The organism is Mycobacterium sp. SMC-19 (assembly GCF_045310815.1).
Taxonomy (GTDB): domain Bacteria; phylum Actinomycetota; class Actinomycetes; order Mycobacteriales; family Mycobacteriaceae; genus Mycobacterium.
Genome location: NZ_JBJIAM010000003.1, coordinates 90,296 through 104,448, shown reverse-complemented (window position 1 = coordinate 104,448; position 14,153 = coordinate 90,296). Strand labels below are relative to the sequence as shown.

15 protein-coding genes are annotated in these 14,153 nt (G+C 68.2%); 4 read left to right on the top strand and 11 right to left on the bottom strand.

All coding sequences use genetic code 11. The features are described from left to right. Nucleotides 1-2: 2 nt before the first annotated feature. Nucleotides 3-800, bottom strand: coding sequence for an SDR family NAD(P)-dependent oxidoreductase (locus ACJH5R_RS08010; protein ID WP_406781717.1), 798 nt, complete (start codon nucleotides 798-800; stop codon nucleotides 3-5). After that, nucleotides 791-1,756 carry an alpha/beta hydrolase gene (locus ACJH5R_RS08005; RefSeq protein ID WP_406781716.1) on the bottom strand — a complete coding sequence of 322 codons (966 nt, stop codon included), beginning with the start codon at nucleotides 1,754-1,756 and terminating at the stop codon, nucleotides 791-793. Before ACJH5R_RS08005 ends, ACJH5R_RS08010 begins: the two co-directional genes overlap by 10 nt. Before the next feature lie 135 nt (nucleotides 1,757-1,891). Between ACJH5R_RS08005 and ACJH5R_RS08000 the strand changes: the two genes are divergently transcribed. After that, nucleotides 1,892-3,334, top strand: a complete 1,443-nt coding sequence (locus tag ACJH5R_RS08000; RefSeq protein WP_406781715.1) for a wax ester/triacylglycerol synthase family O-acyltransferase — start codon at nucleotides 1,892-1,894, stop codon at nucleotides 3,332-3,334. On the opposite strand, the gene ACJH5R_RS07995 is transcribed toward ACJH5R_RS08000, so the two are convergent. Then, on the bottom strand, nucleotides 3,251-4,129 hold the full coding sequence (locus tag ACJH5R_RS07995) for a hypothetical protein (protein ID WP_406781714.1): 879 nt from the start codon (nucleotides 4,127-4,129) through the stop codon (nucleotides 3,251-3,253). The genes ACJH5R_RS08000 and ACJH5R_RS07995 overlap by 84 nt on opposite strands. 69 nt (nucleotides 4,130-4,198) lie before the next feature. Here ACJH5R_RS07995 and ACJH5R_RS07990 point away from each other — a divergent pair, with 69 nt between their 5' ends. Continuing rightward, nucleotides 4,199-5,290, top strand: coding sequence for an acyl-CoA dehydrogenase family protein (locus ACJH5R_RS07990; protein WP_406781713.1), 1,092 nt, complete (start codon nucleotides 4,199-4,201; stop codon nucleotides 5,288-5,290). 5 nt (nucleotides 5,291-5,295) lie between these two features. Here ACJH5R_RS07990 and ACJH5R_RS07985 read toward each other — a convergent pair whose 3' ends face one another. Both ACJH5R_RS07985 and ACJH5R_RS07980 read right to left on the bottom strand, forming a co-directional pair. Continuing rightward, nucleotides 5,296-6,117 carry an IclR family transcriptional regulator gene (locus tag ACJH5R_RS07985; protein WP_406781712.1) on the bottom strand — a complete coding sequence of 274 codons (822 nt, stop codon included), beginning with the start codon at nucleotides 6,115-6,117 and terminating at the stop codon, nucleotides 5,296-5,298. A 23-nt stretch (nucleotides 6,118-6,140) separates the two neighbouring features. Beyond that, nucleotides 6,141-7,031 (bottom strand): SDR family oxidoreductase, encoded by an 891-nt coding sequence (locus tag ACJH5R_RS07980; RefSeq protein WP_406781711.1) that lies wholly within the window; start codon nucleotides 7,029-7,031, stop codon nucleotides 6,141-6,143. Nucleotides 7,032-7,132: 101 nt separating this feature from the next. On the opposite strand from ACJH5R_RS07980, the gene ACJH5R_RS07975 reads away from it, so the two are divergent. Continuing rightward, nucleotides 7,133-8,791: a flavin-containing monooxygenase gene (locus tag ACJH5R_RS07975; protein ID WP_406781710.1), complete on the top strand. Its 1,659-nt coding sequence runs from the start codon at nucleotides 7,133-7,135 to the stop codon at nucleotides 8,789-8,791. A 358-nt stretch (nucleotides 8,792-9,149) separates the two neighbouring features. Further along, the gene (locus ACJH5R_RS07970) at nucleotides 9,150-9,722 is read left to right on the top strand and encodes a TetR/AcrR family transcriptional regulator (protein WP_406781709.1); all 573 of its coding nucleotides are present in this window, start codon (nucleotides 9,150-9,152) and stop codon (nucleotides 9,720-9,722) included. Nucleotides 9,723-9,794: 72 nt separating this feature from the next. Here the strand turns inward: ACJH5R_RS07970 and dmpG are convergent, their stop codons facing one another. The 6 genes from dmpG to ACJH5R_RS07940 form a co-directional block, all read right to left on the bottom strand. Next, nucleotides 9,795-10,823: a 4-hydroxy-2-oxovalerate aldolase gene (gene dmpG, locus ACJH5R_RS07965; RefSeq protein WP_406759765.1), complete on the bottom strand. Its 1,029-nt coding sequence runs from the start codon at nucleotides 10,821-10,823 to the stop codon at nucleotides 9,795-9,797. After that, complete coding sequence (locus tag ACJH5R_RS07960; RefSeq protein WP_406759764.1) at nucleotides 10,820-11,752, bottom strand: acetaldehyde dehydrogenase (acetylating); 933 nt, start codon at nucleotides 11,750-11,752, stop codon at nucleotides 10,820-10,822. The genes dmpG and ACJH5R_RS07960 overlap by 4 nt, the downstream gene beginning before the upstream one ends. Before the next feature lie 125 nt (nucleotides 11,753-11,877). Next, nucleotides 11,878-12,744, bottom strand: a complete 867-nt coding sequence (locus tag ACJH5R_RS07955; protein ID WP_406781708.1) for an SDR family oxidoreductase — start codon at nucleotides 12,742-12,744, stop codon at nucleotides 11,878-11,880. Nucleotides 12,745-12,802: 58 nt separating this feature from the next. After that, nucleotides 12,803-13,408, bottom strand: coding sequence for a hypothetical protein (locus ACJH5R_RS07950; RefSeq protein ID WP_406781707.1), 606 nt, complete (start codon nucleotides 13,406-13,408; stop codon nucleotides 12,803-12,805). 18 nt (nucleotides 13,409-13,426) lie between these two features. Beyond that, on the bottom strand, nucleotides 13,427-13,579 hold the full coding sequence (locus tag ACJH5R_RS07945) for a hypothetical protein (protein ID WP_406781706.1): 153 nt from the start codon (nucleotides 13,577-13,579) through the stop codon (nucleotides 13,427-13,429). Continuing rightward, nucleotides 13,576-14,142, bottom strand: a complete 567-nt coding sequence (locus ACJH5R_RS07940; protein ID WP_406781705.1) for a nuclear transport factor 2 family protein — start codon at nucleotides 14,140-14,142, stop codon at nucleotides 13,576-13,578. Before ACJH5R_RS07940 ends, ACJH5R_RS07945 begins: the two co-directional genes overlap by 4 nt. Between the last annotated feature and the right edge of the window lie 11 nt (nucleotides 14,143-14,153).

Below are 14,153 nucleotides of genomic sequence, written 5' to 3'. Positions count from 1 at the left end.
CCTCAGACCGTCTTCACGTCGAGGCCGGTGATCAGGACTTCGCTGAGCCGTCGGGGCAGCTCGGTGAGCGCAGCGGTCACCACGACCTGGCGTGGCAGGTTCACATACTTGCGGCGTCGCTCGACGGCATCGGCGACGGCGTTGCCCACGAACACCGGATCCAGCGCTTCCCGCGGCTGCATCCGCCACCGCTCGAAGCGCTCGATCACCCGCCGCGTCGGGCCGAACTCGCGGATGTTGTCGATCATGTCGGTCTTGACCGACCCGAGTTGAACCAGCGTGGTGCCCACCGGGGTACCGCGCAGCTCCTGGCGCAGCCCGTGGGTGAACTGGCTCAGGCCGGCCTTGGAGGTGCCGTACAGGGTGAGACCCGGGGTGATGCTCAGCGCGCCCATCGACGACACGTTGACGATGTGGCCACGACCGCGCGACACCAGCCGCGGCATGAGCGACCGGCCCAGCTCCATCGGCGCGGCCAGATTGACCTGCAGCACTTCGCGTACCGACTGCGCCGACGTGTCGGGCAGCAGCCCGACGTGATCCAGGCCCGCGTTGTTGATCAGCACGTCCACCGGCCCATCGGCTTCCACCCGCTCGATCAGGGCCTCGACGGCCGCTGGGTCGGACAGGTCGGTCGGGTAGGCCTTGCCATCGAGCTCCTTGGCCAGGATCTCCAGCGCCGCACCATCGCGTGCCACCAGCGCGACGTCGGCGCCGCGCTCGGCCACCACCTGGGCGATACTGCGACCCAGACCGCGGCTGGCGCCGGTGATCAAGACCCGAGCGTTCCTCAGTTGCATGGCCATCCTTCCGATAGGGCCGCGCGGAGCACCGCGCAGACGTCGTCGCTGGCTTGGGCGGCGAAGGGCAGATGGTCCGCCAGATTGAAGAAGCCGTGGAAGCCCTGCGCGTAGCGCGTGACGCTGGCCGCCACGCCCGCGTCCTGAAGCCGCTGGGCGTACTCCTCGCCCTCGGCGCACAGCGGGTCCAACGCGCCGGTGACGATGTGGGCCGGCGGAAGGCCGGTGAAGTCGCCGAGGATCGGTGAGGCCAGCACATCGGTTCGGTCGCCGTCACGGCCCAGGTACTGCTCGGTGAACCACTGCATGTGGGCGGCGGTGAGGGTCCCGCTGCGGGCGGGCCGAACACCGGGGCCCGCCGCCTGCTTACGCCGCTGATCGACGACGGGATAGATCAGCAACTGGAACGCGATCGCCGGCCCGCCGCGGTCGCGGGCGAGCATGGCCACCACCGCGGCGAGGTTGCCGCCGGCACTGTCCCCGGCGATCACCAACCGCTTCGGATCGCCGCCTAGTTCGGCCAGGTGTGCGGCCACCCATTGCGTGGCCGCCCAGGCGTCATCGATCGCGGCGGGGAACGGCGACTCGGGCGCCAGCCGGTAGTCGACCGAGACCACGATCGCTCCGGCGCCGTTGGCGAGCCGACGACAGCAGGAGTCGTGCGAGTCGAGGTCGCACAGCACGAAGCCGCCGCCGTGGAAGTAGACCAGCACCGGCAGCTGCTCCCGGGGTGTGCCCGGATCGACGGGGAAGTAGATACGCACCTGCATCGGGCCGGCCGGGCCGGGAATGTGTCGCTCGTCGACCCAGCCCACCGGGACGGGTCGGGCCGGTCGCCGGCTGGCTTTCAGGCTGGCCCGTACCGCCACCGCGTTGCCGTCCCCGGCAGCGATGGACGCGAAGGCCGCGGTCATCCGGTCGGCCAGCTCGGTCTGCATCGAGGCGATATCGCTCACGCAGCGCAACGTAAGACGCCGGCGACGCCGGCAAATCCCGAGGTCTCACTGTTCGAGACAACGCGTCGGGCCGGGCACACCGCAGGCATACAAGTGAACCGGACCACATCACTGCGATAGCGAGTGGAGCGACAAATGCGGCGGCTGACCGGCGAAGACAACAGCTTTCTGGCGTGGGAGAACGCCGCCCAACCGCAGCACACGATCAAGGTGATGGTGCTCGACCCGAGCCGGGGCCAGCGACCGCTGACCTTCGAGGCGGTCAAGGCGATGCTCCCGGGCCTGGTCGATCGGGTCGAGCCACTGCAGTGGCAGTTGCTGATGCCCGGCCTGCGGCTCGGCAGGCCCTGGTGGATCGCCCGACCCCGCATCGACGTCGGCCACCACCTACGGCGGATCACCCTCGCCCCGCCCGGCGGTGATCGCGAGCTGGCGCTGGCGATCGACGTGATCTTCCACGACCGTCTCGATCGCAGCCGCCCGCCATGGCAGCTGTTCTACATCGACGGCCTGGCCGACGGCAGGGTCGCGCTGATCTGGAAGATTCACCATGCCGTCGCCGACGGGACGGCCTCGCTGCGCATTCTCGAAACGTTGTGCGGCACCGACACCGCCCCGTCGGCTCCCCCGCGCGACGAGCCACGGCCGGCGCCGTGGCAGTGGCTTCCGATGGTGGCGCGCCATCAGCTCGCCGCAGCGCTCGGCCTGCCGCGGGTGGTCGCCCGCACCGTTGCGGTCAGCCGGGTCGTTCTGCGGCGCCGCCGTGCCGGCAAACCCGGCTACGCCGCCGCGTTCGCCGCGCCCGGCGCTCGCTTCAACGCGCCGCTGACCGCGGAGCGCCACTTCGCCTTCCGAGGCTGCGACATGGCGGTTATCAAGCAGGTCGCTCGGGCCTACGGCGTGACGGTCAACGACGTATTCCTCGCCGTCTGCAGCGGGGCGTTGCGCGCCTACCTCGACCGGCACGGCGAACTGACCGAGGAAGCACTCACCGCGGTGGTTCCGGTGTCGATGCGCCCGCCCCAGGGCGACCCCTGGGGCAACAAGGTGGCCCGGTGGAACGTCGCACTGGCCACCGACATCGCCGATCCGCTCGAGCGGCTGACCGCGATCGCCGCGGCGACCCGGACCGCCCGCGAGGTTCAGGCCGAACGCGACCTGTGGCTGCAGCACGACTGGATGGAGTACTGGCCGCTGTTCTGGTTCTACTCGCGTGCCCTGCCGCTGATCGGTGAGCGCACCACACACCGGCCGACGTTCAGCCTGATCGCATCGAATATGCGAGGACCGCAACAGCTTTGCCTCGACGGCGCGCCCGTCGAGCGGCTGATCTCATCGGGCCCGCTGGTGTTCCCGATGGGGTTGAACTTCACCGGGTGGAGCTACGAGGGCCAGCTGACGATCGGGGTGCTCAGCTGTGGAGCGCACGTGCCCGACCCCTGGCAGATCGCCGACGGTCTTCCCCAGGCCCTGGCCGAGCTGGCAAGTGCCGCCTCAGCGGTCGAGGTCGTCGAGCAGGCGCAGTGCCAGCCGGCATCCGGTGTGGACGTCGCGCCACAAGCGGGCGACCGGGTCTGAGGCGTCCAGCGCGTGGCCGCGACTGCTGCCCAGCACGCGGTCGGCGGCCTCACGTGCCCGCACGGCGGCCTGGCGTTGCGCCCGCGCCGCGGTCGACGGGTCCTGCGACAACGACGCGACGATCTGCAGCGTGGCGGCGTCGATATCGGCGGCGGCCCGGGCCGCCTGCCGGGTCGACACCGTCAGATCGGCTGTCTCGGCGCTGCCGTAGGAGGCGGCCAGCTTCTCCCGGACCTGGGCGACGTGCACCCGCCACAGCCCGTCGGCGGCACCGGCCACCGCGGCTGCCGCCGCAGCGCCGGTGATCACGGCGGCACCGTCGTCGCACGCCGTGAAGACCCGCTCGTCGGTGACCGGCAACGCCGTCACCGTCAGCTCGGCGAGGCCGGCATCGGGCAGGCCAGCCGTTTCGGTGGGCACCACTGCCGCGATGTCGGCACGGTGCACCAGCACCAGACGGTCGTCATCTGCGGCCAACAGCAGCCAGTCCGCAACGTCGGCGCCGGCGACATCGCACCACTGACCGGTCAGCCGCCCACCGTCATCGCCGCGTTCGAACCGGCCGCCCGGGTGTCGGCCGAACGCGACCCGCGCCTTGTCGTCGCCACCCCAGATGTCGGTACCGGCATGATCGGGCAGCACCGCGACCCAATAGGCCGCCGCGTTGGCCATCGCGCAACGCCAGCCCGCGGAGCCGTCCTGGGCGGCCGCAGCCGCCACCGCGGCCACAAATTCTCCGGCAGGCATGGATTGGCCGCCGAATCGCCTGGGCTGCAACATCTGCCAGGCACCCATGGATATCTCCTCGCGGACGTGCGGCCAGCGCCACAATGAATGCTATCCACGACACGAAGGGCGGCGCGCATGGTCGAGGGCGTGTTGGCGGCGGTTCGACCGCTGTTGCCGGCAATAGCCGCGGCCGCCCACCGGGTCGACCGGGACGGTGCGGTGGCATCCGACACCATCGCGGTCCTGCGCGATGCGGGCGTATTCGCGCTGCTGCAACCCGACAGTTTCGGCGGTCGGCAGACCGATCCGGACAACTACCTGGCGGTGGTCGCCGAGATCTCGGCGGCCTGCACCTCGACCGGATGGCTGGCCGCCGCGCTCGCGGTCAACTCCTGGCACCTGGCCCTGTTCGACGGTGCGGCCCAGCGCGATGTCTGGGGCGATGATCCGGGCGCGCTGATCTGTTCGGCCTACGCCCCCACCGGCCGCCTGGAGCGAGCGGGCGATGGTTTTCGGCTGTCGGGGCGGTGGAGCCGCTGCGCCGGGGTGGAGCACGCTAGCTGGCTGATCGCCGGGGCACTGGTAGTCGGGGTGGACGGCGCCGCGGAGGATTTCACGGTGGCACTGGTGCCCCGCGAGCACTACACCGTCGAACCGACCTGGAACAGCCTGGGGCTGCGCGGGATCGGCGCACACGACGTGGTGGTGTCCGGCGCTCCGGTACCGGCCCAGCACTGCTTCAGCTGGGTCGGTGACGCGCAGCGAGCCACGCTCGCACCGCTGTATCGGCTCCCCCAACCCACGCTGTACACCCACGCCGGCACGGCACCACTGCTCGGCGCTGCCGCTGGGGTGCTCGACGCGCACCGCGATCAGATGTCGAACCCGCTGGGTGTATTGGCTAAGGCGGCCGCGGGACTGGAGGTGTCCACCCTGCAGATCCATCGCAATCTGGCCGATCTGGGCGACTGCGCCCAATCGGGCACCGTCCCCGATGCCGAACTGATGCTGCGGGCGCGCCGCGATCAGGTGCTGGCGTTCGAGCGGGCGATGCAGGCGGTCGAGCGGTGCGTCGACCAGGCCGGCGCCGCTGCGGACGCCCGGCTGGACCGGGTCTGGCGCGACCTTCAGACCGCGCGGTTGCATGCCGCCAATGACGTGGAGCGGGTGTTGACGGCGGTGGGACAGTTCGCCTTTGGGCTGCCCGTCGACGACCTGATCCTGTGAGGCGGTCAGACCCAGGCGTCGGCGGAGATGGTGCGCAATACCCGAGACAGCATGCTGTCGGTGTCGGCCGCGCGCTGCTGGCCGTCGGCCGGGGCCGATCCGCTCAACTCGTGGGAGATCCGGCCCGCGGCGCGCATGACGAACGGCGCGGTGCGCTGCAGCCGGTGCATGGGCACCGCGCCCGTCAGTGACAGCCCGGCGATCAGACCGTCACCCGCACGGATCGGCGCGGCGACACTGGACAGGCCTACCGCCAGTTCCTCGGTGTCGTAGGCCAGCCCGTGTCGGCTGCGGATCCGGGCCAGTTCGCGGTGCAGGGTGGCCCGGTCGGCGATGGTGGCCCGGGTCCGTTTGGCGAGCCGGTCGCCGACGAGCGCATCCACATCCTCGGCCGGAAGTCGGGCCAGCAGCGCCTTGCCCAATGCGCTCGCGTACGCCGGGGTGCGACCGGCCACCCGGGTCGGTACCAGTGCGCCACCGTCGCCGGCGACCTTGTCGAGATAGACGACGTCGGCGCCGAGCAGCACCCCCAGATGCACCACCAGCCTGGTGTCAGAGTGCAGGCGGGCCAGGGTCGGCGAGGCCACGCCGCGCAGTTCGGCGTGGTCGACGATCTGCGACACCGGCAGCGGTGAGGAGGCCATGCCGTAGCCGTCGGGCCGATGCTGCACCAGACCGGCCGACTCCAGCTGGGTCAGGATTCGGTGCACCGACGATCGCGGCAGCCCGGTGCGGGCCGCCACCTGATCGAGACGCAGTCGTTTGCCGGGCTGGTCGAACAGGTTGATGATCAGCGCAACTCGCGCCACCATCGACGTGGCATCCATACGAGGGCATTATCCCCGCGACGTCACTGCCCCATCACGTATTGCACGGTGGGTCCCGCGGTCCAGCCGCCGTCGACGGCGATCTCCGCGCCGGTGATGTAGGCGGCCTCGTCGGACAGCAGGAAGCTGACGGCGCCGGTGATCTCCTCGGGCAGACCGACACGACCCATCGGGGTGTTCGGGTAGCGCCCCTCCCCAGGCTGGATGCCGACCTGCGCGGTCATCGGGGTGTAGGTCATGCCGGGATGCACCGAGTTGACCCGGATCTTCTCGCCGGCCAGTTCGACCGCCGCGATCTTCGACAGGCCGCGCACCCCCCACTTGGATGCGCCATACCCGGCGGTCAGCGCCAGGCCCATCAGCCCGGCGGCCGACGAGATGTTGACGATGGAGCCGCCGCCCGCAGCGCGCAGCGGCGCGATGACGGCCTGGATGCCGTTGAACACGCCCACCAGGTTGACCTCCAGCACGCTGCGGAAGTGCGCGACGGGCTCGTGCTCGACGAGCTGCCCGGTCGCCACCCCGGCGTTGTTGACCAGCCCGGTCAGCCCGCCGAACTCGGTGATCGCGGACTGCACCGCGGCTTGCCAGTCGGCCGGGTCAGTGACATCGAGGTGGACATAGCGCGCGGCCTCGCCGGGACCATGCGGCGGTCCCAGCTTCGCCTCTCCTCCGTCGAGCCTCGCTGAACCGCCGGGCCCATGCGGCGGTCCCAGCTTCGCCTCTCCTCCGTCGAGCCTCGCTGAACCGCCGAGTTCGGCGGCCAGCCTGGCCCCGTCCTCGTCGAGGAGGTCGCCGATCACCACCCGGCCGCCGCCTGCGACGACGTGCCGGGCGAACGCGGCACCCAGGCCGCGCGCACCGCCGGTGATCAGGACGACTTTGCCGGCCAGTCGGGCCGTATTGGTGAGCATGGCCGTAGCTTCCGGGCACAAGCACCCCACGTCACAGCCTGTCCCGTCCAGCGAGACAGCCGGTGTGCCCGGTCCGGCCACGGTTCCTAGCATCGCCGGTCATGAAGCCGGAGACGAACGTGGATGTGGTCGTGGTCGGGGCGGGCTTCGCCGGCCTCTACGCGCTGCACCGCCTGCGCGGTGACGGACTGAGCGTGCGGGTGTTCGAGGCGGCCGACGGGGTGGGCGGGGTCTGGTACTGGAATCGCTACCCGGGCGCCCGCTGCGATGTGGAGAGCGTCGATTACTCCTACTCCTTCGACGCCCAGCTGCAGCAGGACTGGGACTGGAGCGAGAAGTACGCCACCGGGCCGGAGATCCTGCGCTACCTCAATCACGTCGCCGACCGCTTCGACCTGCGACGCGACATCTCATTCGGGACGCGGGCGACCAGCATCGTCCTCGATGAGACCACTTTGGCCTGGCAGGTCCGCACCGATGCGGGCGAGGCCGTGACCGCCCGGTTCTGCGTACTCGCGGTCGGGCCGCTGTCCAACGCCAATGTCCCCGCGATCGAAGGACTGGAGTCGTTCGCCGGCGAGACCTATCACACGGCGCACTGGCCGCACGGCGGCGTGGACTTCACCGGTAAGCGGGTCGGGGTGATCGGCACCGGTTCCTCGGGCATTCAGGTGATCCCGCCGATCGCGGCTCAGGCCAGCCGGTTGGAGGTGTTTCAGCGCACCGCGAACTACAGCATTCCGGCCGGGAACGCACCGCTGGACGAGGCCACCCGCGAGGCGCAGAAGGCCGGCTATCCCGAACGCCGACGGTTGTCGCGGGCCAGCGGCGGCGGCTCACCGCACGAGCCGCACCCGTCCTCGGCGCTGGAGCTGAGCGCCGAGGAGCGCGACGCCGCCTACGAGCGACGCTGGCAACTCGGTGGGGTGCTGTTTTCCAAGACCTTTCCCGATCAGCTGGTCACCCTGGCGGCCAACGACACGGCACGGCTGTTCTGGGAGAACAAGATCCGTGCGATCGTCGATGACCCGGAGACCGCCGAACTGCTGATCCCCAAAGACCATCCGATTGGCGCCAAGCGGATCTGCACCGACGACAACTACTTTGAGACCTTCAACCGCGACCACGTGCATCTGGTGAACCTGCGCGCCACTCCGATCGAGCGGATCGACGCGCGCGGCATCTGCACCGCCGAGGCACACCACGATCTGGACGTCCTGGTCTTCGCGACCGGCTTCGACGCCATGACCGGGTCGGTCGCCAAGATCGACATCGTCGGGCGCGGCGGCGTGACACTCAACGACGCCTGGGCCGGTGGGCCACTCACTTACCTGGGGTTGAGCGTCCCCGGATTCCCCAACCTGTTCAACATGACCGGCCCGGGCAGTCCGTCGGTGCTGGCCAACATGGTGTTGCACTCCGAACTGCACGTCGACTGGGTCGCCGAGGCGATCGCCTACCTCGACGCGAGCAGCGCCACCGCCCTGGAGGCCCGCCGGGATGCGGCCGCCGACTGGGGCACCGAGTGCGCCCAACGGGCAGCAGACACCCTGATGACGCAGGCGAATTCGTGGTATCTGGGCGCCAACATCACCGGGCGTCCGCGCGTTTTCATGCCGTTCGTCGGCGGCTTCGGCACCTACGGCGCGATCATCGCCGACGTGGCCGCCGCGGGCTACAAGGGATTCGACACAGTCGGAACCAGGCAAACCGAAGACACTGGTGAGCTTTCTCGGCTAGACAATACCTACGGCCGTTAAGTGGCCGCGGCCTGGCCGCATATGCCGGCGGTCCTGGGCTCGATCGCAGACGCTTTGCACGTACCCGAACTCTCATCCGGTTCTGAGCTGGATTCGCATCCGGCAAAAATCGTTCCAGTGAATGAGCAGTCATCACCCAACTAATCTGTGCGCAACTTATCGTGCAGGGTCTGAGGCCGCCACGACCACAGAACTACCAGCGGTACGGGCCTTGAGAGATAGGGTGCGATGTGTCAGTCCGACTCATTTCGGTTGCCGTCCGTTCTGGGTCGGCACCGATCCTGCGGACGGCCAGAGCCGTTGCCGCATTAGGTGAATTCGCTCCGGATGCTGCGCCCCGTGGTTCGGAAGCTCACCGGTGACTCAGCCTCAGCCAGATCATCGGCGCGAACGCATTTTGGCCTCGGCATTGCAGCAGGCCGCTAATGGCAATGGAGGGACCGGGATACGGGCGGTGGCCGATGCCGCTGGGGTGCCGATCAGCTCGGTCTATTACTACTTCCCGTCAAAGGACGGCCTGCTACTCGAATGTTTGCACAGTTGGTTGAGCGACTTCAGGGCTCACAACGTGGCCGACAACGGTGGCGGGACTGAGCCGCACCAGCGACTGCTCAGCGCCGTCGAATCGCTCACTACCCAGCTAGAGTTGACACCACTGCTCGCAGACGCTGCGGCGCGCGCATATCTCAATGCGACTGGGCCAGCCGCACGTAAAGCCGAACTGGTGCGGGACAGGCTGATCCAAATCTTCGCCGACGCCATGCGCCACCACCAAGCCGCTCGACTTGATCACCACCAACAGGTGGCGGCACTCGTTGCGGACGTGTGGATAGCAAACATCCTTGCAATAGCCCAAAATCGGACAACGGCGCCTGATCTGTGTCGGCGACTCGAACACGCCTTGGCGGCTATCAGCGAAAATGCTGGCTAGCAGACGGGTTCCACCGCATAGTCTTCCATCCGATGAGCCTGATTCGCCTGTGGCCGCAAGGTCATGCCGCGATTATTTCGCAGCCCGCTCCCGCTGGATCTCCAGCGCGATGTCGATGAGCTGGTCCTCCTGGCCGCCGATCAGCTTGCGCTGCCCGGCCCGGTGCAGCAGCTCATGGGCGGGCACGCCGTAACGCTCGCCCTGGCGCACCGCGTGCTTGAGGAAGCTGGAGTACACCCCGGAATAACCCATGATCAGCGCGTTGCGGTCCAGCACGCACTCGGCCGGCATGGCCGGGCGCACCACTTCCTCGGCGGCGTCGGCGATGTCGAAGAAGTCGATGCCGGTCTTGATCCCGACCTTGTCGAACACCCCGATCAGCGCCTCGACCGGGGCGTTACCCGCGCCCGCACCGAATCGGCGCACCGAGCCGTCGATCTGCTTGGCACCGGCGCGTACCGCCTCCAGGGAGTTGGCGACGCCGAGCCCGAGGTTCTCGTGGCCGTGAAAACCCACCTGGGCGTCGTCACCGAGCTCGGTGACCAACGCCTGCACCCGATCACGAACACCCTCCATCACCAGCGCACCGGCCGAGTCGACCACGTACACGCACTGACAGCCGGCGTCGGCCATGATGCGGGCCTGGGCGGCCAGCTTCTCCGGGGTGACGGTGTGGGCCATCATCAAGAACCCGACGGTCTCCAGGCCCAACTCGCGGGCCAGGCCGAAGTGCTGGATGGAGACGTCGGCCTCGGTGCAGTGGGTGGCGATCCGGCAGATCACACCGCCGTTGCCCTGCGCCTCCTTCATGTCTTCCTTGGTGGCCACGCCGGGCAGCATCAGGAAGGCGATCTTGGCGTCGCGGGCGGTCTGCGCCGCGAGCTTGATCAGCTCCTGGTCCGGGGTCTTGGAGAACCCGTAGTTGAAGCTGGACCCGCCCAATCCGTCACCATGGGTCACCTCGATGACAGGCACCCCGGCGGCGTCGATCGCGGCGACGATCGCCGAGACCTCCTCACCGGTGAACTGGTGCCGCTTGTGGTGGCTGCCGTCGCGCAGCGAGGTGTCGGTGATCCGCACATCGAAGATGTGGTCGCTCATTTCGCTCCTCCAGCCTTTGCCGCCGCCATCTCGCGGGCGATCTCCTCGCCGACCTTGGTAGCGGCGGCGGTCATGATGTCCAGGTTGCCCGCATAGGGCGGCAGGTAATCGCCCGCGCCCTCGACTTCGACGAACGTGGTGACCACCGCACGCCCGCCGGAGTTCAGCGACGGCTCGTCGAACTGCGGCTCGTTGAGCATCCGGTAGCCCGGCACGTAGGTCTGCACCTGGGCGACGACGTCCTTGATCGACGCGGTGATCGCGTCGCGGTCGGCGTCCTCGGGGATCTGGCAGAAAATGGTGTCGCGCATGATCATCGGCGGGTCGGCGGGGTTCAAGATGATGATCGCCTTGCCGCGCTCGGCACCACCGATGGTCTGCACACCGGCCGAGGTGGTCTTGGTGAACTCGTCGATGTTGGCCCGCGTACCCGGACCGGCCGACACACTGGCGACACTGGCCACGATCTCCGCATACGGCACCGTGCCGCCTTGGGCTTTGACCGCGCGGGTCACCGCGTACACGATCGGGATGGTGGCCTGTCCACCGCAGGTGATCATGTTGACGTTGGGCGCATCGACGTGCTCGTGCAGGTTGGCCGGCGGAATCACCGCCGGGCCCACCGCGGCCGGGGTCAGGTCAATGGCCCGGATGCCGGCGGCCTCGTACTTGGGCGCATACGCCTTGTGCACGTAGGCGCTGGTGGCCTCGAAGACGAAGTCCGGCTTCTCATCCAGGGCCAGCAGCCAGTCCGCACCCTGCGCCGAGGTCTCCAAGCCGAGCTTGCGGGCCCGGGCCAGACCCTCGGACTCCGGGTCGATGCCGATCATCCAGCGCGGCTCCAGCCACTCCGAACGCAGCAGTTTGTACAACAGGTCGGTGCTGATATTGCCCGACCCAACAATCGCGACTGAGGCTTTGGCAGCCATAAACGCTTCCCGTCTTTCCTCACGATGCATCGTGACAGCAGCACACAACTACCTGCACCATCTCGCAATCCGCCGCCGTCATCCGGATCATCGTCCACTCACTGGACGTCAGATACCTCACAGATTCACGGCGTCCCCGAAGATCTCCGTGAGCGGATATCCGAGACGAACTTCACCGCGTAGCGTGGCAAACCCCGGACCGGCACAGCAGCCGGCCAAGACTCCGCACGAAAGTACGCGTCAGAACCCCCATCCACGAAAATGACGCTGCCGCAGAGAAAGTCAGCAGCATCGGAAAGCATGAACACCATCCAGTCCGCAAGCTGTCCGGCGTCACCGTAGCCGCCCACAGGGACCGGGAACGCCTTGATCGCCTTGGCCTCGGCGGGATTGGCCAGCTGTTCGGCCAGCAACGGGGTCATGATGGCGCCGGGGGCAATCGCATTGAGCCGGATGCCCGCGCCGGCCCATTCCCGGGTGACCGCGTGGCGCCGCACCCAGCGGGACACCGCGATCTTCGAGGCCGCGTAGATCATCGGGGCGGATCGGCTGCCGAAGATACGGACCGCACCGAGCGCTTTGTCGACATCCCCGGCGAGTAGGGCGCGGATCGCACGGCGGGGTACCAGCGGCGTCGTGGTGGTGGAGTTACTCGCAATAACAACCACCTTGGCGTTTGCAGCGCGAGCCAATGCGGGCCGCAGGGCGGTCAACACGTCGACCACACCGAAGTAGTTGACCTGGGCAATCAAACGCTGACGCCCGGGGATGGGGCCCAATCCGGCGGCAAGGACAGCACCGTCGAGGATCCCGCCACAGGCGTCCAGCGCCGCCTGGGCAGCCGATCGGCGTCCGGTGTGCGTCGACAGATCAGCCCTGATGTCCGCATCGTGGATGTCGATCCCGATGACGGTATGCCCTGCCGCACGGAGCTTTTCGCCAGCTTGGCGCCCCATGCCCGATGCCGATCCGGTCACTACGTACGTTCCCACTGCGCACCTCTCGCTTCCACCACTGGTTTTTGAAATCGTCGGAGACAGCTACGTGACGTCACCAGTCCACCCACGCCGTGATGCTCCGTAACGGCGTATCGAGCACGGTTTCTCCGATGCTTAGCGGCGTTGGCGATTCCTGCATCTCCGCGATCCGCTGCCGAACCCGCATCGTCGTGTCGAGGGGGTCGTCATCGAGGTAGAGCACCCGCAGCCGCAGTGCGCCTGCGCTGTCGGACGCTTCCTGCGACCGCAAGCCCAGAGCGTTGTCCTGATGGCGATCGAGCGCGAAGGTCCAGGCGCCGGCCACACCCGGGAGCCGGAGCAGTTCGGGAATCACGACCTGGTCCTGCAGCCGATGCTCCTCGTGGGTGTCGGCGCCGAGCGGGTCGGGGTGGCGAGTCAGAGTCAGATGCAGGCCCCGGTTGGGTCGGTGGGGAATCGCCTCCGGCGACACCAGTGACGAGGGAGCCGAGTACCCCTTGATCGGGCGGAAAAACGCCAGCAGCGTTCGGCGAACCCCCGGGATCATCGGCCCCCTCCCCCACTGGAACGAATCGGCACCGAGCTGCTCCCATTCGCGGACCGATCGCTCGACCGGCTCCCGAAACCAGTACATCGCTACGTAATCGACGTCCGATTGCTCCGACGTCCCGGCGGACATCTCCTTACAGTCCGCAGGTCATCGCCAGCGCTCACCCCCTGCAACCCCGGGCAAAGCCAAGTTCTCCGGACGATGATCGAGCTGGTGCCACTGGTTGTAGCGACGGTGATCGTCGGGTCCCGGCTCATGCAGCGAGATGAACGAGAAGAATGCCAGCGGATAGGTGCTCACGATCCTTGTCCCTCCGCATCGACCAGGCGCACGCCGCTCACACCGCTTCTCAACAGCCGGAGCGCGGCTTCACGGCCGGCCATCATGGCGCTGGTTCGACGGGAGATTCGCCAGCCGCCCGTACCGCGCTCCAGTTCGAAGTGGTTCGCGCTGGCCCGCCAGATCATGTATTCCTGAGCAGAGGAGTCCCACGCCTGGAGATCGAAATCACTGTGCGGTAGCGGTTCTGAACGCCGCAGAAGTACCAGCGATTCACAGACCGCCACCGCCGACTCACCGCTGACCGTCACCACCGCCGGACCCAGGAAGTGACAGCACCCCGTATCGACCAACTGCCGGTGAGCCGGTGAGGCTACCATCGCCTGCACATCGGCACTACTGTTCATCCGCCAACCCTCGACGTCGTAGCTGCCGTCATCCGCCCACAGGCCCGCTGCCGCATCCGCATCCGCGGAATCGACTGCAGGTCCATAAGAGGCGATCAGGCGCGCGATGTCACGTTCATCCTCCAACCGCTGCAGGCGTGCGCGCAGCTCGGCGATCTCTCCGCTGACATCACTCATCCGAACTCTCC